The organism is Sinorhizobium sp. CB7 (assembly GCF_041357635.1).
Lineage (GTDB): Bacteria > Pseudomonadota > Alphaproteobacteria > Rhizobiales > Rhizobiaceae > Rhizobium.
In genome coordinates this window covers 25,456-42,421 of record NZ_JAULLL010000032.1, presented here as the reverse complement: position 1 = coordinate 42,421, position 16,966 = coordinate 25,456, and the positions used below count along the sequence as shown (strand labels likewise).

15 protein-coding genes are annotated in these 16,966 nt (G+C 58.9%); 3 read left to right on the top strand and 12 right to left on the bottom strand.

Annotation, left to right across the window (positions count from 1 at the left end; translation table 11 throughout):
* Positions 1–187 precede the first annotated feature (187 nt).
* The gene (locus AAE029_RS34580) at positions 188–691 is read right to left on the bottom strand and encodes an SRPBCC family protein (protein ID WP_371077460.1); all 504 of its coding nucleotides are present in this window, start codon (positions 689–691) and stop codon (positions 188–190) included.
* Positions 675–1,031: an ArsR/SmtB family transcription factor gene (locus AAE029_RS34575; RefSeq protein ID WP_371077459.1), complete on the bottom strand. Its 357-nt coding sequence runs from the start codon at positions 1,029–1,031 to the stop codon at positions 675–677. Before AAE029_RS34575 ends, AAE029_RS34580 begins: the two co-directional genes overlap by 17 nt.
* A 960-nt stretch (positions 1,032–1,991) precedes the next feature.
* Here AAE029_RS34575 and AAE029_RS34570 point away from each other — a divergent pair.
* Both AAE029_RS34570 and AAE029_RS34565 read left to right on the top strand, forming a co-directional pair.
* Complete coding sequence (locus AAE029_RS34570) at positions 1,992–3,176, top strand: efflux RND transporter periplasmic adaptor subunit (RefSeq protein WP_371077458.1); 1,185 nt, start codon at positions 1,992–1,994, stop codon at positions 3,174–3,176.
* Between the two features lie 6 nt (positions 3,177–3,182).
* Complete coding sequence (locus tag AAE029_RS34565) at positions 3,183–6,293, top strand: multidrug efflux RND transporter permease subunit (protein ID WP_371077457.1); 3,111 nt, start codon at positions 3,183–3,185, stop codon at positions 6,291–6,293.
* Between the two features lie 32 nt (positions 6,294–6,325).
* On the opposite strand, the gene AAE029_RS34560 is transcribed toward AAE029_RS34565, so the two are convergent.
* Together AAE029_RS34560 and AAE029_RS34555 are read right to left on the bottom strand one after the other, a co-directional pair.
* Positions 6,326–7,315 (bottom strand): LacI family DNA-binding transcriptional regulator, encoded by a 990-nt coding sequence (locus AAE029_RS34560; protein WP_371077456.1) that lies wholly within the window; start codon positions 7,313–7,315, stop codon positions 6,326–6,328.
* 18 nt (positions 7,316–7,333) lie between these two features.
* Positions 7,334–8,341 carry a Gfo/Idh/MocA family protein gene (locus tag AAE029_RS34555; RefSeq protein WP_371077455.1) on the bottom strand — a complete coding sequence of 336 codons (1,008 nt, stop codon included), beginning with the start codon at positions 8,339–8,341 and terminating at the stop codon, positions 7,334–7,336.
* A gap of 428 nt (positions 8,342–8,769) precedes the next feature.
* Here AAE029_RS34555 and AAE029_RS34550 point away from each other — a divergent pair, with 428 nt between their 5' ends.
* Complete coding sequence (locus tag AAE029_RS34550) at positions 8,770–9,603, top strand: MipA/OmpV family protein (protein ID WP_371077454.1); 834 nt, start codon at positions 8,770–8,772, stop codon at positions 9,601–9,603.
* Positions 9,604–9,647: 44 nt separating this feature from the next.
* On the opposite strand, the gene AAE029_RS34545 is transcribed toward AAE029_RS34550, so the two are convergent.
* The 8 genes from AAE029_RS34545 to AAE029_RS34510 all read right to left on the bottom strand — a co-directional run bounded on the left by AAE029_RS34545 (position 9,648) and on the right by AAE029_RS34510 (position 16,951).
* The gene (locus AAE029_RS34545) at positions 9,648–10,970 is read right to left on the bottom strand and encodes a class I SAM-dependent methyltransferase (protein ID WP_371077453.1); all 1,323 of its coding nucleotides are present in this window, start codon (positions 10,968–10,970) and stop codon (positions 9,648–9,650) included.
* Between the two features lie 86 nt (positions 10,971–11,056).
* A complete protein-coding gene (locus AAE029_RS34540; RefSeq protein WP_371077452.1) occupies positions 11,057–11,416 on the bottom strand; it encodes an EamA family transporter in 360 nt (119 codons plus the stop codon).
* Positions 11,413–12,561: a peptidogalycan biosysnthesis protein gene (locus tag AAE029_RS34535; protein WP_371077451.1), complete on the bottom strand. Its 1,149-nt coding sequence runs from the start codon at positions 12,559–12,561 to the stop codon at positions 11,413–11,415. Before AAE029_RS34535 ends, AAE029_RS34540 begins: the two co-directional genes overlap by 4 nt.
* Positions 12,542–13,357 carry an alpha/beta hydrolase gene (locus AAE029_RS34530; RefSeq protein ID WP_371077450.1) on the bottom strand — a complete coding sequence of 272 codons (816 nt, stop codon included), beginning with the start codon at positions 13,355–13,357 and terminating at the stop codon, positions 12,542–12,544. Before AAE029_RS34530 ends, AAE029_RS34535 begins: the two co-directional genes overlap by 20 nt.
* On the bottom strand, positions 13,347–14,225 hold the full coding sequence (locus tag AAE029_RS34525) for a fatty acid desaturase (protein WP_371077449.1): 879 nt from the start codon (positions 14,223–14,225) through the stop codon (positions 13,347–13,349). The genes AAE029_RS34530 and AAE029_RS34525 overlap by 11 nt, the downstream gene beginning before the upstream one ends.
* Positions 14,222–14,575, bottom strand: coding sequence for an EamA family transporter (locus AAE029_RS34520; RefSeq protein WP_371077448.1), 354 nt, complete (start codon positions 14,573–14,575; stop codon positions 14,222–14,224). Before AAE029_RS34520 ends, AAE029_RS34525 begins: the two co-directional genes overlap by 4 nt.
* The gene (locus AAE029_RS34515; protein ID WP_371077447.1) at positions 14,572–15,525 is read right to left on the bottom strand and encodes an arginase; all 954 of its coding nucleotides are present in this window, start codon (positions 15,523–15,525) and stop codon (positions 14,572–14,574) included. Before AAE029_RS34515 ends, AAE029_RS34520 begins: the two co-directional genes overlap by 4 nt.
* 4 nt (positions 15,526–15,529) lie before the next feature.
* Complete coding sequence (locus AAE029_RS34510) at positions 15,530–16,951, bottom strand: aspartate aminotransferase family protein (protein ID WP_371077446.1); 1,422 nt, start codon at positions 16,949–16,951, stop codon at positions 15,530–15,532.
* Between the last annotated feature and the right edge of the window lie 15 nt (positions 16,952–16,966).

Genomic DNA, 16,966 nt, shown 5'->3' with positions numbered 1-16,966 from the left:
GGCGATCGACGGCAGTTAGACAGTTAGGCCGGCATCCAGCTAAAAAGCCGCCGTGCGACGGCTCAGATTGCTGGTTCCAGCCCGCACGTCGTGAGGAGCGCATACTGCGCCCCGCTCCGGCCGGAAAGGCCGGTGGAGACACTTCCCAAGAGCAGACGTTCCCCCGAGGCGAGTTTTCCGACCCGCGCTATTCGCCTATGCTGGAAAGCAATTCGTCGAGCTGCTCCAACTGTTCCGGCAATGCGGCCGCCGAGCCCCGTAGTGCTTCCTCAAGCGCCTCCTTGGACGGATAGACTTCGTGGAAATTCAGTAGTGTCCTCCCGCCTTGGTCCTCGAAGGTCACCGTCGTGATCGCGCCCTCTTCGCCCTCGTCGTTGGTCCAGACGATGCGCTCGTTCGGCACCACCTCGAGATACTTGCCATAGAAGGCCATGGTGTCCGAACCGCCGGCGCCGAATTCCAGCCGATATTTGCCGCCGGTACGGACGTCCATATCGCACGATACGAGCGAAACGCCGGATACCGATTTTGGCACCCACCAGCGCTGGAACAGCTCGGGCTGGCTCCAGGCCCTGTAAACCGTGCTCGGCGGCGCATTGAATGTCCGCGTTACGACGAGTTCGCGATCCCCTCTGCGCTCGACTGACGTGCGGTTCTGCGCACCACCTGCACTGTTAACTTGCTGAGTCATCGCTTTCCTCCTGTTTCATTTCGCTGATGATTTCGTCCAATGCTTCGAAGCGGGCCTCGAAGAGCTTGCGATGTGCCTCGATCCACTCGGCCTCCGCCTTGAGGCCGCGTTTCCCAAGCTTGCAGGTTCTCACCCGTCCGACCTTCTGCGTGACGACGAGCCCCGCCCGCTCGAGAACCTGGACGTGCTTCTTCATGCCCGTCAGCGTCATCTGGAACTTGTCCGCGAGACTGGTGATCGACGCGTCCCCTCGCCCAAGCTGATCGATGATCCCGCGGCGGGTCGCATCGGACAGCGCCGCAAACGAGAGATCGAGGGGAGGACTTAAATACTGAACCATCTAGTTCAGTATTTAACCTGCTCGCGCAGGAAACGCAAGCGTCCCGAACTTTCCCTGCCGTAGACCGGACATTCGAGGTCATGCACCCCGGCGGGCAGCAAAAATCGTCTGCTGCGGGTCAAGCGGACCTTCGAGCCGCTGAGGAACGAATGTCAGCTTTCAGCGCCTGCTCCCCGAAAGCAGCCCGCCGGCTAACGGCCCCAAATCGGTCGCCCACTCGAGGCGAGCTAACGTCCGCTGCTGGGCGCATTGCGGCCCTACCTCGATTGACGATTCCGTGCCGGCGCAGATCGTCATTGACGATTGGCAGAAGGACCTGCCCATGTCGGATCATTATTGGCTCAGCGAAGCCTGTCGCGTGAGAAAGCGCACGCGTCAGACTTTGAGAATTTTGTTATGGTGCACTGCCGCAAAACCGCTGCACACTCTACGCGACACACAGAAGATGCAGCTTGAGTGCAGCCCCGGATCTTCGCAATCGAGGCTGATCGCGCGAGCGTCACTTTTCTGTGTAACCTGCTGAAAAACACAATCTTGTCGAAATGGAACGCCACCTTTTAACGGTAATCGGGCCGCCAATGAAAAGGGCTTTTTCCGGGACGGACCGATCGACGCACTTGCGGCATAAGTCGTCTGCTCTTGTCAGCGTCTGGCTCGTCCGAACCACCTTGCTGTCGATAGTAAAAGCCGGACGTGTTGCTTCTGCTGCGTAAACCGAAGGACGAGTCGTTTTTCAAGATCAAGGCACTTCGATGCGTAGGAATATGAGTTTCGCGGATTTATTCGGCGCGCGGGCAATCTGCTCGACATAGCAGAACAGCCTTTTACCCTCATAAGTCCACCGTGCAATTCGGCAGATTTACCCCGAGCGGAGCCGCTCGGAAGGACGCTTTGTGCGCAAATCCAAAGTGCCTGGCGCTCCTACGAAACATTGTTCAACAGCCTGGAGATTTATTTTCCATGAGCGAGACCGAACTCCCCAAAAGACCTCGCCGCCGCATGAGCCGCGCCGGTCTCGGGCTTATTGCCCTTCTCTTGGCCGTTGCGGGTGGCGCTACCCTGTGGCTGAGACATGACGACCAGACGGTCGCTGCCGTGCCGCCTGCGGACCCGGCGGTCCCGGTGCATATCGAAACAGCGACGAAGACGGACGTTCCGGTTTATCTTTCGGGGCTCGGGACGGTCCAGGCATTCAATACCGTCACCGTGAAGACCCAGGTGGATGGCGTATTGCAGGAGGTGCGCTTCAAGGAAGGCCAGGCGGTCAAGAAAGGCGATGTTCTGGCGGTCGTCGACCCCCGCCCCTTCCAGGACGCCTATGACGAGGCTGTCGCCAAGCTCAACCAGGACCAGGTCAATCTTGCAAATGCCAAAGTCACCCTCGATCGGGACGCGAAGCTCGTCGGTCAAAGCATGACGCAGCAGACGCTGGATAACCAGCGCGCCACCTATAACCAGTTGATGGCGCAGATAGTGCAGGACCAGGCCGCCAAGAACGATGCGGCCACGCAGCTTTCCTACACGCAGATCACATCTCCCCTCGATGGGCGCACCGGTATACGGCTGGTCGACCAGGGTAACATCGTTCATGCCGCCGATACGACGGGATTGGTCGTCATCACGCAGACTCAGCCGATTTCGGTGATATCCACCCTCCCCGAGGACGATCTCCCGCAACTGCAGACCGCATTGAAAAACGGCCCGGTCGACGTTACGGCCCTGACAAAGGACGGTGACGTCCTCGGCGAGGGAACATTGACGCTGATCGATAACGAAATCGATCAGACCACCGGCACGATCCGCCTGAAATCGACCTTTCCCAACAAGAGCGAAAAGCTATGGCCAGGGGAATTCGTCGTCCTGCGCGTGCGGGTGCAACTGCAGCATGGTGCCGTCACCGTATCCTCCGCCGCCGTGCAGAGAGGACCGGACGGCTTCTTCGTCTATGTCGTCAAGGCCGACGATACGGTGGAGGCGCGGCCTATCACGACGGACCAGGTCGCGGACGACCGCACAAGCGTGGCAACCGGACTTTCGGCCGGAGAACACGTGGTGACATCCGGCCAATACCGCCTCGAACCCGGCACAAAGATTGCTGCCCAGACTAACACCCAACAGCTCGCAGCCGGCGGCCCGAAAGGTTGAAAACAGATGTCGATCTCCTCCGGATTCATCCAGCGTCCAATCGCAACGTCGCTCCTCATGGTCGGCATATTTGCCGTCGGCTTGGCTGCCTACCCACTTCTGCCGGTCGCGCCGCTGCCGGAGGTGGACTTTCCCACGATCTCAGTCTCGACCCAACTGCCGGGCGCAAGTCCGCAGACGATGGCTTCCTCGGTTACCCAGCCGCTCGAACACCAGTTCGGCCAGATTCCCGGTGTGACCCAGATGACATCCGTCAGCACGCAGGGCACCAGCGCCATCACGCTTCAGTTCGATCTCAACCGCAACATAGACGGCGCCGCCCAGGACGTGCAGACTGCCATCAACGCTGCCTCCGGCCAATTGCCGACGGACCTTCCGTCGCCTCCAACCTATCGCAAGGTGAACCCTGCCGACTCTCCGATTCTGGCTCTGGCATTGACATCGGACACACTGCCGCTGACGCAGGTCGACGATTATGCCGAAAACGTTCTGGCTCAAAAGATCAGCCAAGTCTCCGGTGTCTCGCAGGTTACCATTTTCGGCCAGCAGAAGCCGGCCGTGCGCATCCAGATCGATCCGAGCAAGATCGCAGCGCTCGGCCTTTCACTTGAGGATATTCGTAGCGCCATCGTCGCAAACACGACGAATGGACCGAAAGGGGAGATACAGGCGCCGACGCATACCTATACCGTCTATGACAACGACCAGATCCTGGAGGCGGCACCGTGGAATGATGCGATCGTCGCCTACCGCAATGGCGCTCCAGTCAGGGTGAGCGATATCGGCAAGGCGATCGACGGCCCGGAAAACACGCAACTGCAGGCCTGGGCAAACGGCAAGCCGGCGATCCTGCTGCCGATCTTCAAGCTGCCGGGCGCAAACGTCATCGACACCGTGGACAAGATCAAGGCCATGCTGCCGGCCTTGCAGGCGACAGCACCTCGCGCACTGCATATCTCGATCCTCAGCGACCGCACGACGACGATCCGCGCCTCGGTTCGGGACGTCGAAGAAACGCTGCTCATCACCATCGTGCTGGTGGTGATGGTGATCTTCCTGTTCCTGCGTAACTTCTGGTCGACGGCGATCCCGAGCATTACTGTGCCACTCGCTCTCGTCGGTACGTTCGGGCTCATGTACGTGCTGAATTTCAGCCTCGACAATCTCTCCCTGATGGGGCTTGCCATCTCCGTCGGCTTCGTCGTCGATGACGCCATCGTCATGCTCGAGAACATCCACCGGCACATGGAAGAGGGTAAATCGCCGATACGGGCAGCCATCGACGGCTCCAGCGAAATCGGGTTCACGATCGTATCCATCAGTCTGTCGCTGATCGCCGTTTTCATTCCGCTGCTGCTGATGGGCGGCATCATTGGCAGGTTGTTTCGCGAGCTGGCAATCACGATAACGATGACGATTGCCGTCTCCGCATTCGTTTCCCTGACGCTCACGCCGATGATGTGCGCCCGCTTTCTGAAGGAGGAAAGCCGCATGCGCCACGGTCGGCTTTATATGGCCTCGGAGCGGTTTTTCGACGCCATGCTGAACGGCTATCGGCGGTCGCTCGATCTGGCGCTGCATCACCATCGGGTGACATTCGCAATCTTCATCGCATCCCTCGCCGCCACCGGCTATCTGTTCGTTACGATCCCGAAAGGGTTTTTCCCGATCCAGGACAACGGCCTTATCCTTGGTTTGTCGGAAGCGGCGCAGGACACGTCTTTTGCAGAGATGGTGAAGTATCAGAAGGCGCTTGGCCGCATTGTCGCGAGCGATCCCGCCGTCGACACCGTTGGCATGGCCGTCGGGGCAACGGGCGGACAGCCTCTCAACAACGGACGCATGTTCATTACGCTCAAGCCCAGAGACCAGCGGGACGCCTCCGCGAGCGAGGTCATCGATCGGCTGCGTCCGAAGCTCGCGCAGGTGGAAGGAGCCGCGCTCTTTCTTCAGCCATCGCAGGACGTCACGGTCGGTGGACGCCTCGCGCGCACACAATTTCAATACACGCTGCAGGACGGCAATGTCGAAGAACTCAATGAATGGGCACCGAAGCTTTTCGCCAAAATGAAGACTTTGCCTCAGTTGACCGATGTGGCTACCGACCAGGAGAATAATGGCGCGACGCTGACACTGACCATCGACCGCGACCAGGCCTCGCGTTTCGGTATCTCGCCCCAGCTTATAGACGACACCCTCGATGACGCCTTTGGCCAGCGTCAGGTGACGCAGTATTTCACCGATCTCAACAGCTATCACGTTGTCCTAGAGGTCGCGCCCGACGCGCAGAATTCGCCGCTTGCGCTCAATCAGCTCTATATCCGATCGCCGCTTACCAACGAGCAGGTCCCTCTGAGCCTGCTCGTCAAGCAGACAACGCAACCGACCACGGTGCTCGCGATCAACCACCAGGGCCAGTTCCCGTCAGTGACGCTGTCGTTCAACCTCGCAAAGGGAGCGGCCCTCAGCCAGGCCGTCTCGGCGATACAGCAGGCCCAGATCGCCATCGGTGCACCCCCGACGCTGACCGGCACGTTCCAGGGCAACGCCCAGGCATTCCAGGATTCATTGGCCAGCGAGCCGCTCCTCGTACTCGCCGCGATCGTGGTGATCTACCTCATCCTCGGCATGCTTTATGAGAGCTATATCCATCCGCTGACCATCCTGTCGACGCTGCCCTCGGCCGGCCTTGGCGCCCTCGTGATGCTGGAAAGCTTCGGCTTCGAATTCACCGTCATTGCTCTGATCGGGGTGATCCTCCTGATCGGCATCGTCAAGAAGAACGGCATCATGATCGTGGATTTCGCGATCGTGGCCGAACGCGATCACGGTATGAGTCCCGAGGAGGCTATTCGCCACGCCTGTCTTCTTCGCTTCAGACCGATCATGATGACGACGATGTCCGCTCTTCTCGGCGGCGTGCCGCTGATGCTCGGACATGGAACGGGTTCCGAGCTTCGCCAGCCGTTGGGTTATGCGATCGTCGGCGGCCTCATCCTCAGCCAGGCGATGACTCTCTACACGACGCCGGTCGTCTACCTCTATCTCGACGGGGTGAACGCCTGGTTGTCCAGGCGGCGCACGGAATCCTCTGCAGAGGCAGTTCCAGGCGAATAGGAGCAGCTGTCGCTCGAGAATATCTTAGTCTTTTATGCGGTCGAGCCCCAACGGACCGTGCAACTGAGCAATATGCTGTGCGGGCCTTCGAGACCCGCATCGTGACGCTCGATCAACTCGATCACGGCGTCGATGAAAGCGACATGGTCGAGGCTCAGCGTGGTCAGATCGTTGCAGTCCCAGGCCGCCATGGCGATGCCGTCCTGGCCGACGATGGCGATATCGTCGGGCGTGTTCTTGCCGAGGACACGGCGGGCCGCGTCGCGGGCACCGATCGCCATGACGTCATTGCCGCAGATAATGGCGTCGACCTTGGAGCGATGCAGCAGGAGGACGGCTTCCTTGAAGCCGGAGTCATAGCCATAGTCGCCGAAGGCTTCCGCCTGCAGCGAGAGGCCGCGTTTGGCGAGCGCATCGGCGAACCACTTGCGGCGCAGCTTGTCGATCCAGCTCGACTTTGTACCGGCGAGATAGGCGAAACGCCTTTTGCCGTCGCGGACGATCTTGTCGATGATCTCGTCGGCGGCAGCCGAGCCGTCAATGCGGATATTGGAAACGCTTTCGTTCTCGAGCGGCTCAAAGGAGACGATGATCGGTTTCGTCGTATGGAAGATATCGACGGCGTCCTTCATCGATACCATGTCGGAGAAGATGACGACGTGATCGACCTGATAGGTCGAGGCAAGGCGCATGAGCTGCAGCCGGTCGGAATGATCGGCGCAGCAGAGGATGATGGGCAGAAGCTGGCGCGCCTGCAAGCGATGGACGAGAAGCTGCTGCTCCTCGGCTTCACAGGGGTTGCCGATCGCGTTGACGACAAGTGCGACGAGCCGCGAACGCTGGCTGTTCAGCGAGCGGGCGATCGCATTCGGCTGATAGCCGTGTTCGCGCGCCACTGCCAGGATGCGATCGCGTGTGGCGCTGCCGATCCTGGAATCCGGCGAGAAGGCGCGGGAAATGGTAGCGGAGGACACCCCGGCAAGCTTTGCCAGTTCTTTCGAGGTGATCCGTCGCTTGTTCATCCCAGACGTTCCATGCGCTTACGACGCAGCGATTTTGACGGGCGCGCCGTCCGCTGCTGCCGATTCCTTGATTGCGTCCCACAGCCTGGCGAATCGCAGGCCCATTTCAACAGAGCCGGTGTTCTCCATAGCTCCGGCACGAATGGTGAGGAAGCTTTTCATCGGGTTGCCGAGAATCTCGGCCTCTTCGCGGTGCGCGCTGGTGCGGCCCGTGCTCAATTCGCGCCAGCCGCCCCAGGCGTCTATGCGAACGATCGCCTTGGAATAGAAGAAGGTAATGTAGGAGGCGCAGCCGGGAGGCCCCTCGCCGGCCGCCGTCAGTGTCGCAAGTGCACCGTTCTTGAGGCGCGCCGAGACAGCGGTGGCTATATCGACCTTCTTGCCGCGACTGTTCATGTAGGCCGAAACGCTTTCAAAATCGGAGTTGGCGAGCAGGCAAACGGTGTTCATCATGTGCGCACCGGTATCGAACATGAAGCCGCCGCCTGAAATTTCGGGCTGCTGCTTCCAGTGGCCGTCATAGTTGCTCGACCAGCTTTCCCAGATCATCCCGGAAATCGCGATCAGTTCGCCGAATTCGCCGGCCGTGGCTCGCCTGCGGGTATCGATGACCAATGGGGAAAGACCGCCCTGGAAGGCGGTGACGATCGCCACGCCGCTCTTCTTCTGCGCAGCGATCAGCCCCTCCGCTTCGGCGACGGTGGTAACCATCGGCTTTTCGAGGAAGAGGTCGAGACCGGCCTCAGCAACCGCGATCGCCTGTTCCCCGTGGAAGGCGTGCGGGGTCGAGACATAGACGATATCGAGCTCGTCGCGGCACTGAACAAGCATTTCCCGATAGTCCTCGAAGCTCTTCGGCTCCGGTGCACCGGACGCAACGCAGACATCGATCAGGCGCCGGCGGGAGGAGGAGATCGTGTCGGCGAGCGCGACGAATTCGAGCTCGGCCATCCTCGCCCAGCTTTCAGCATATTCAGCCGCCTTCAGGCCGGCGCCGATGACGCCAAGCCGCAATTTCCGTGGCATGAAATCTCCTCCCAAATATCATTGTGTATACGTTTACACAAACGACTTAATCAAGGCAACATATTATTTATTATTTATAATCAATGAGATATATCTTCGACTTGAGTCCTTTGAAAATCCACCTTGTCTCAGTTGCGAATGTGGACACGGCGCTGCTGGATCCCTGTGACAAGCACAGGGACGAGGAAGGAGAGAAGCGCAGACATCCGGCTCTCGGGCAACGAGTGTGGAGAAATAACCACTACCACGGACAGATCATATGTCAGTAAGCATCTGCCCTCTTTCAACCTTTCCTGAATTACCCTAAAAGTACAGCCATCTCGATAGGGATCGGGATGGCCTTTGGGGGCCCGCTACATTCTAGGTGATCGATCGCACCCATATCTCGATATGGGCGGCCGGACGCGCAACTGAATCGGGTTTTCGGCATGAAAGTATCCTCATACGTTGTCACCTCGTCCAGGATCGCAATCGCTTTATTCGCGTTGTCGCTCGTGGGTTTTCAGCCGGCGTCAGCTCAGGAAGCCGCAAAGCCCTCGACCAATCAGTGGATCGTGACACTGGGAGGCACGGCCGAATACGGGCCATCCTATGAGGGATCGAAACACTTCTCGTTCAGTGGCCTGCCCTCCTTCGACATCCGCCGCCTCGGCGAACCTGCGGGATATGACGTCCCGGACGACAATTTCGACTTCACGCTGTTCGACTTCGGTGGCGTCGAGATCGGTCCGGTCGTGGGCTTGAGGGGTGGCCGTTCTGTCTTTGACGATTCTCGTCTGCATGGACTGCATCGGGTTCAATGGAATCTCGATGCTGGCGCGTTCGTGCAATACTGGCCGATGGAAAACCAGTTGCGCATGCGCGCCGAAATGCGTCAGGCACTCTGGGGCGGCGACGGTTTCGTCGCCGATCTGTCGCTCGACTGGTTCCAGCCGATCAACGACAAGCTGGTTCTGTCCATAGGCCCGCGCATGACGCTGGCGAACTCTACCTACATGAACAACAACTTTGGCGTTTCCGAGAAAGAAGCGGCAAAGAACGGCCGTCTCGGTGCCTTCGATGCCGACGGCGGCATCAAGTCCGTCGGTTTCACGGTGGCCGCGACCTATTCGATAACGCCGGCCTGGAGCGTGCAGGTCTATAACCAATACAGGCGTCTCGTGGGCGATGCCGCCGACAGTCCGATCACGTCGGATATCGGTTCGGCTAATCAGAACATCATCGGCATTACGCTCAACAGATCATTCCAGATCGGCTTCTAGAGAGTTCATCTTATAGAAGAGAAAACCTCTGTAGAATTTTGTTACTACACAATTTTGAACGGAAGCTCACTTGGCATTTTCCCTGGATTTGGTCCAGGAATAGCCCGCGGGCCAATATAGTCGCGCGTCACTGGGATGACATCGTTGCGCTTGCCCATCTGGATTTGAAAGACGACGAGATCCTCAAAACGAAACGCGGCTTCCGCGGTTGAAAGGTAATATTCCCACATGCGGCAGAAGCGCTCGTCATAAAGCTCTGCCACGTCGGCCCGGTGCTTCATGAATCGTTTGCGCCAGTTGGAGAGCGTCCAGGCATAGTGCAGGCGCAGCACTTCCACATCGGTGATCGTCAATCCCGCCGCTTCGATTTCCGGCACGATCTCCGACAAAGCGGGAATATAGCCGCCCGGGAAGATATATTTGTCGAGCCAGGGCGTGGTGAAGCCAGGCGTTGCAGAGCAGCCGATCGTGTGAAGGACCATGACCCCGTCATCCTGCAGCAAGTCAGCGCATTTGCGGAAGAATGTTCTGTAGGAAGACAAGCCGACATGCTCGAACATGCCAACGGAAACGATCCTATCGAAGCGGCCTGTCAGGCTGCGGTAGTCCTTAAGGGCAAATTCAATCTTCGCGGACGCCACGTCGTTGGTGCTCGGCACGCGCTTCAATGCATAATCGTGCTGTTCCTCGGACAAAGTGATCCCCAGAACATGGCCGCCCGGCGCCTGCTCGGCCAGGTGCAGAGCAAGGCCGCCCCAGCCGCAGCCGATGTCGAGGATCCTGTTGTGCGGCCCTATCAGCAGTTTGGCAGCAAGGTGCCGTTTCTTCGCCAGTTGCGCCTCATCGAGGGACTGATCGGGATGTTCGAAATAGGCGCAGGAATATTGGCGGTCGGCATCCAGGAAAAGCTCGTAGAGCCGGCCATCGAGATCGTAGTGATGCGCGACATTCGTCTTCGAGCGTCCCGGCAGATTGCGATGGCGGAAAATCCGCAATCTGGTTCGAATTTGGTCGATCACGCGGGCGATGAGCGGATGCTTCTGGTTCTGCGCCTCGCGCAGCATCATTGCCACGAAATCGTAGAGCGAGCCCCGCTCGACGAGAAAGCGACCATCCATGTAGAGTTCGCCGAGCCGCAGGTCGGCGTCCATCAGAAAGGCCCATTGCGCGCGATTGTCGGTAAAGCGGACGTGGACAGGTTCGCCGAAGCCGTCCCCGAACGTCAGGATGTGGCCGCTGGCGGTCGTCACGCACAGCGAGCCCCGCGTCACGATACACGACAAAGCACGCTTCAGGATCCAGTCTGTAAAAGCAGTTGCTGGCGCGCTGATGGTTTGGCGACGGTTCTCGACTTGCAATTCGGACATTACCATTCCTCACCCGTATCGCTTAGATTCCAATAGATTAGAGCGGAATGCGGGCGGAAAGCCGCTCACACTTTTCCCATCCCGCTCTAAACCCGGGATGCCCTGGCGATCAGCCAGACGCCCATCAGGATCAGCCCGCTGCCGACGACCTGGATACCGACGATGGGTTCGCCGAAGATGAACCACCCCGTGGCGATGATCAGGACATAGCTGATACCGGAAAGGGGAAAGGCCCTGCTCAGATCGAGTTCAGCCAGCACGTTCATCCATATGAAAAAGCAGGCGATCTCGACGGCGATCGCCGCCAGGATCCAATGTGAAGCGAGCGCATGCCCCAGCCAGTCCGCCCTCGCCCCGTCCAATTGCTCGGCTCCGTGCTTGATGAAGAATTGGAACAGCGTGTTCAACACCGGCACCGCAAGCCAGGACAGGCGCATCGAGCTCATTGGCCGGCCTCGTCTGCTGAAAACAGCGGGGAGACCAACCGCAATATTGCCTGCAGAGCCGGATTGCGATGGCGGAAGAACATGGCGTTGGCGGTCAGCTTGCTGCCAAGCCGCAGCTTGTTTTCATAATAGGCCTGACCGCTTTGATAGCGGCTCAAGCCGTGATCGAGACAATAGCGCAGGTTGGTGAACCAGCTTAGGAAATAGAGATTGTGAGGTCGTCCCCGCTCGCCATCCATACAGAAGAATTTGTCGATGGCGATGCGTTTGTCATGGACGATCAGGTTGGCGGCAAGCAGCTCATCCTCGATGAAGTAGAAGACGCAGAAGGAACGCCCCCGCATGCGGGAGAGAATGCCCTCGAAATAGGCGGCAGTGAGTTCCTCGAACTGCCATTCGCTGCGATTGCGGGTATCGTGGTAGAGCGCCATGACCTGCGGCAGCAGGTTTCCGAAGTCCGTTCTTATCTCCACCCTGACCTGATCGAAGGATTTGAGCTTACGCCGCATATCTTTGCGCGTGCCGCTCGAAAGCCGCGCGAGATAATCGTCGATTGTCTTGAAATCGATATCGAGCCAGGCGGTCGGCAGGCCACCGATCGCGGTGTAGCCACGGACCTGAAGCAACCCATCCAACTCCGGGGCAATCGGCCGCGGGATGTCCTTGAGGCCCATCAGCGCACAATCTTCCTTTGCCGCATGCTGTTCGAAAGATGAGAGAAGCTCCGCAAACAGCGACTCGCGATGATCGGAGGGAACTTCTGGATGGAAGCCGACGACGCCAGTTTCGGTGCAAGGCGAACCGAGGCAGGCAAGGCGCAGCGTCAGGAAGCGTGGGAAATGCTGCCGCACATGGCGAACCAGACGGCGAAGCATGCCGTCCTCCAGCGTCGTGTCCAGTGCATATGGGCAGAGGAAAGCCGGCATGGCCGCACTGACCCTCCCATCTTCGACGACGGTGATGTAACGCCATTCGAAGCCTTCGATGCCCGCTTCCTCTATGGCCAGCAGGCAATCATAATCCTCGACCTGATCGTGAAAGCAGGCGTTCCAGGCGTCACGGCCGACGGAGCGGATGCTGAAATGCACCTCTGCGGCGCGATCGCCTGCCGGTGCCGGGGCGGGTCTAAGCAAGAGCTGTTGCATGGCTCGCCTCGAAGAAATCCGCCGTGAAATCCGCCACCTGCCGATGCTGCCGGTCGACATGGATCATGTGGTAGCTGTCCTTGATCCATATGAGCTCGTGCGGGCCGCCGATATGGTCGGAAATGTAGCGCGCATGCTTCGGGCTGCTGAGATCGTCGTCCTCCGCATGCAGGATCAGCGTCGGCGTGCGGATCTGCGGCAGCCTGTCGCGAAGTGTCTTGCCCAGCCGATGCATCTCGACCAGGCCCTTGCCCGGAAATTTCTCAAGAATGCCGTTGCCGGCCATCCCCTCGATCATCCGCCGCATGCGCTCGTCCTTGATGCCGAGTGACGGTGTCTCGCTGAAATTGAGCCGGTCGAGAAAGGGAACGCGGGACAGCCAGCCGATCTGCGACGCAAGCAGCGTATAGTGGAAGGGAACATCCCAACCATCATAGTGGAAGCACGGCGAATAGATCGCGACCGCTGTGATCAACTCCGGACGGCAGTTGGCGGCCAGCATCGACAACTTGCCGCCAACGCAGATACCGGCGGCGAAAACATGCTCTGTTCGCCCGGCCAGAAGTTCGGACGCCAGCAGCACACTTTCCAGCCAATCCTGCCAATGTGACCGCCGCAATGTCCTGATGTCTTCGCCATGCCCTGCCAGCAGCGGTGCGTAGACGCTATAGCCCCTGCGATGAAGCTGGCGGGCAACGAGTTTCATTTCCGCCGGTGCGCCCGTCAGCCCATGGACGAGAAGCACACCTTTGCCGTTGTCTCCCTCGAGAAAGAAAGAAAGACCTTCAGAGCTCATGCGAAAGCTCCGTATCAGCCTGGCGGTTTTCCTTGGCCATGAAGCCGAGCGCGTGGCAGGTGCTGATCACATGTGTGCCGGCCCTCTCCTGCTCGTCCTTGATCTGTTCGTGAAGCGCCTGCAGTTTCGTCCAGTGCGTGCGCGGCCGATAGTGATGTTCGGCGTGATAGCCGTTGCCGAACCAGAGCCAGTTATAGAAAGGCTTATGGCTGCTCACACCCCAGGCGATCGGCTCATCCGGGTCGCCGTGCAGGTGTTCGTAATAGCCGTTCAACGATGACAGGCAGTTGCCGAAATAATAGAAGGGAACGAAAAACAGCACTGCCTTCCAGTCGTATATCAGCGCCACTGCGACGAGACCTAGGAAGAAGTAGAGCTCGAACCGACCCCACTTGGCATCGAACGGACGCTTGCTGGCAATGGCCTTGTGGATGTCGCCGAGGCTGTCGCGGAAAAAGCTCAGCAGAGTGTAGGACCACACGTTCTCCGGCTCGCCGTTGCGGCCGTGACGATAGATCGACAGCAGGTCGATCGTATTACCTTTTTCGTTCGGCCGGTCGCTGTTGCCGGAATGGTGGCGCATATGCACCCAATGATAATAGGTCTGGGAGAAGCCAATCGCGACCGATTCCAGCAGGCTGAAGCCATAGTTCATCCATCGCGGTTTGAAATAGGGCGTGTGAATGAAATTATGGGATATGCTGTTGATATTCCACGAGATCGACACGGCATAGAGGCAGCCGAGAACCGCGGAGAGCCATAGTGGCCGGCTTTGGAAGCCGACGATCAGATAGATGTCAAACGCAAGATGCGCCACGGCGGCCAGAACCGGAGCCGCATCCCATCTGGTATGAGCAAAGATTTTCATAGTCCGGTTACTCCCACGCAGGCCACGCCGGCGGTCACGAGAAGAACGCCCGTCGCGTGGCGGAAGTTGATGTTTTCTTTGAAGATCACGGCCCCGGCGAACACGATGACCACGTAGCTGAGCGCCATCAGCGGAAAGGCGATGGAGAGCGGTACGCGCTCCAGCACGGCGGTCCATGCCAATAGTTCAACTGCCCAGAAGACGATGCCCAGCCATGTGATCGGTCTGGCCAACGTCGAAAGCAGCTGGCCTTCGGTTGCCGACTGCTTGAAGCAGATCTCGCGTGCCGTTTCCGCCAACACACAGAAGAGGATCAGGCCGAGCATAGGGAGGGTCAGGCTGCCGCTCATTGCATGTGCTCCGCCAAAACCTCCAGCAGCGCGTGGTTTGCGGCGCTGTTGATGGTTCTCGTCTCGTCAGCCTCGTGCCGGAACCATGGCTGATCGATGAAGATTTCGGCCCTTTTCAACAACAGGGTTTTCAGATCACCGGCATAAACAGGTGCGGAATAGTCGCCGGTGACATCCGCGCCGATAATGCGATGGCATCTGCCGATTTCGGTGATCAGCGTCAGGAGGTAGGGCAGCCGCATGCTGCCCTGATCCCAATTCGTGACGGCGTCGGCGGCCGCCAATACGTCCTTGTCGATCGTCAGATACACGGCTTGGGTGCCAATTCGGCTCAGTATGTGGTCGATGAAGTTTTCCTCACCTATCTCGGAAATGGATTTCCAATGCAGCGCGCCCTTCTCCTGCTGGTAGCTGGCGCCGGTGCCGTAATCGCCAGCCACGCGGCTCGGCGGATGCCGGTAGGGGTAGAGTTCGAGCCTGCCATCGCTCAGCCAGCGCAGATTGGCCCCCTTGCGCTCCGGGTTGCGAAGATCGCGGCTGCAGACGCCGATAGTGATGACCTTCTGGATGTTGCGGTGCGCAAGCGCGCTGTTGACCCATGATCCACAATGCATCCCGCCGTCGAAGGTGACCCAGTCCGGATGATTATCGAAATGAATGAGAGTGGTCGAAACCGGCTGACGCTCCAGAGCGGTATCGAGAAGCAGCGCCGTCACATGGTGAAAGTCTCCCGAACCCAGGAAGCAGAGCTGAGGATGCTTGCCTGGGAACGGCACGCTCTTTGCGATATCGCGGCCAAGATCATCGAGCGCCTGCTGTTTGCTCCAGAGCCTGACCGCCTCGCCATTTTTCTTATCGCTATGCTGGCGCGCGCCCGCAAGCCGGCAGGCGCGCACGAAATCAGGCTGCAACTCCAACGCATCATCGAGATGAAGAAGAAGGAGCTGCACCGTCCTATCTCCTGGCTGCGCGGGTCAGAAGCTGATCAAGCAGGGCAAGGGCCAGATCAATCTCTTCCCGGGTGATGAGCAGGTTCGGCGCAAGCGTAATGACATTCTTGTGGTAGCCGCCGACATCGAGCACCAGGCCGTACATATTCGTGCCGACCTGCAGGTCGCCCTTCATGCCTTCGTCGCAGAGCCAATCCATCGTGGCCTTGTCGGGGGTGTAGCCATCCTCCTTGCAGATCTCCACGCGGAGAGCCAACCCCAGCCCATCGACATCGCCGACGATGGCATGGCGCTTCTGGAGCTGTTTCAAGCCATCGAGGAAGTAGGCGCCTTTGGCCATGATCGACGCACTGAAGTCTTCCTCTTCCAGCATTTTCATGGTTTCGAGAGCCACGGCAGTCCCCATCGGATTGCTTGCGAAGGTGGAATGCGTCGAGCCCGGCGGGAAGATCGTCGGGTTGATCATCTCTTCCCTCGCCCAGACGCCCGACAGCGGATTGAGTCCGTTGGTGAGCGCCTTGCCGAAGACGAGAATGTCCGGTGCCACGCCGAAGTGTTCGATCGACCAGAGTTTGCCGGTGCGATAGACGCCCATCTGGATCTCGTCGACGACAAGCAGGATGCCGTGCTCATCCAGAACCTTCTTCAATCCTGTGAAGAAATTCATGGGCGGAATGACGTAGCCGCCGGTGCCCTGGATCGGCTCTATATAGAAGGCTGCGTATTCGGCAGTGCCTGCTTTCGGATCCCACACGCCGTTATATTCGCTTTCGAAGAGACGGGCGAACTTGCGGACACAGTCCTCGCCGTATTCCTCTTTCGACATGCCTTTCGGACCACGGAAATGATAAGGAAATTCAACGAATTGCGCTCTCTCTCCGAAGTGGCCGAAGCGGCGACGGTAGCGATAGCTCGAGGTGATCGCCGAAGCGCCGAGGGTGCGGCCGTGGTAGCCGCCTTCGAAGGCGAACATCAGGCTCTTGCCCCCGGTGTAGTTGCGCACCAGTTTCAGCGAATCCTCGACGGCCTGAGAGCCGCCGACGTTGAAATGGACACGCCCCTTGCGCCCGAACTTGCGTTCGGCGTCTTGCGCGATCATGGCCGCAAGTTCCACTTTCTCGCGATGCAGGTATTGGGAGGCGACTTGCGGCAGCCGGTCAAGCTGCCGTTGCGCAGCCGCGTTCAGGCGCTTGTTGCGATAGCCGAAATTGACTGCGGAATACCACATCTGCAGATCGAGAAACGGCGTGCCATTGGCATCGTAGAGATAGGAACCGTCGCATTCCTCGAAGAATTTCGGCTTCTCGGTGTAGTGGACGGTATCGCCATGGGAGCAATAGGCTTCTTCGAGGATACGCAATTCAGCCTCTGATCTGACGGGAAATTGCCTCTCGTCGCGGAAGGCTTCAGCAACATTGATATTCATTTATGCCTCTCGGTC

Coding starts and splice junctions, on each gene's coding strand:
- AAE029_RS34535 (WP_371077451.1), bottom strand. CDS start 12,561: ATGCAACAGCTCTTGCTTAGACCCGCCCCGGCACCGGCAGGCGATCGC.
- AAE029_RS34565 (WP_371077457.1), top strand. CDS start 3,183: ATGTCGATCTCCTCCGGATTCATCCAGCGTCCAATCGCAACGTCGCTC.
- AAE029_RS34530 (WP_371077450.1), bottom strand. CDS start 13,357: ATGAGCTCTGAAGGTCTTTCTTTCTTTCTCGAGGGAGACAACGGCAAA.
- AAE029_RS34555 (WP_371077455.1), bottom strand. CDS start 8,341: ATGCCACGGAAATTGCGGCTTGGCGTCATCGGCGCCGGCCTGAAGGCG.
- AAE029_RS34580 (WP_371077460.1), bottom strand. CDS start 691: ATGACTCAGCAAGTTAACAGTGCAGGTGGTGCGCAGAACCGCACGTCA.
- AAE029_RS34510 (WP_371077446.1), bottom strand. CDS start 16,951: ATGAATATCAATGTTGCTGAAGCCTTCCGCGACGAGAGGCAATTTCCC.
- AAE029_RS34540 (WP_371077452.1), bottom strand. CDS start 11,416: ATGAGCTCGATGCGCCTGTCCTGGCTTGCGGTGCCGGTGTTGAACACG.
- AAE029_RS34545 (WP_371077453.1), bottom strand. CDS start 10,970: ATGTCCGAATTGCAAGTCGAGAACCGTCGCCAAACCATCAGCGCGCCA.
- AAE029_RS34570 (WP_371077458.1), top strand. CDS start 1,992: ATGAGCGAGACCGAACTCCCCAAAAGACCTCGCCGCCGCATGAGCCGC.
- AAE029_RS34560 (WP_371077456.1), bottom strand. CDS start 7,315: ATGAACAAGCGACGGATCACCTCGAAAGAACTGGCAAAGCTTGCCGGG.
- AAE029_RS34520 (WP_371077448.1), bottom strand. CDS start 14,575: ATGAGCGGCAGCCTGACCCTCCCTATGCTCGGCCTGATCCTCTTCTGT.
- AAE029_RS34575 (WP_371077459.1), bottom strand. CDS start 1,031: ATGGTTCAGTATTTAAGTCCTCCCCTCGATCTCTCGTTTGCGGCGCTG.
- AAE029_RS34525 (WP_371077449.1), bottom strand. CDS start 14,225: ATGAAAATCTTTGCTCATACCAGATGGGATGCGGCTCCGGTTCTGGCC.
- AAE029_RS34550 (WP_371077454.1), top strand. CDS start 8,770: ATGAAAGTATCCTCATACGTTGTCACCTCGTCCAGGATCGCAATCGCT.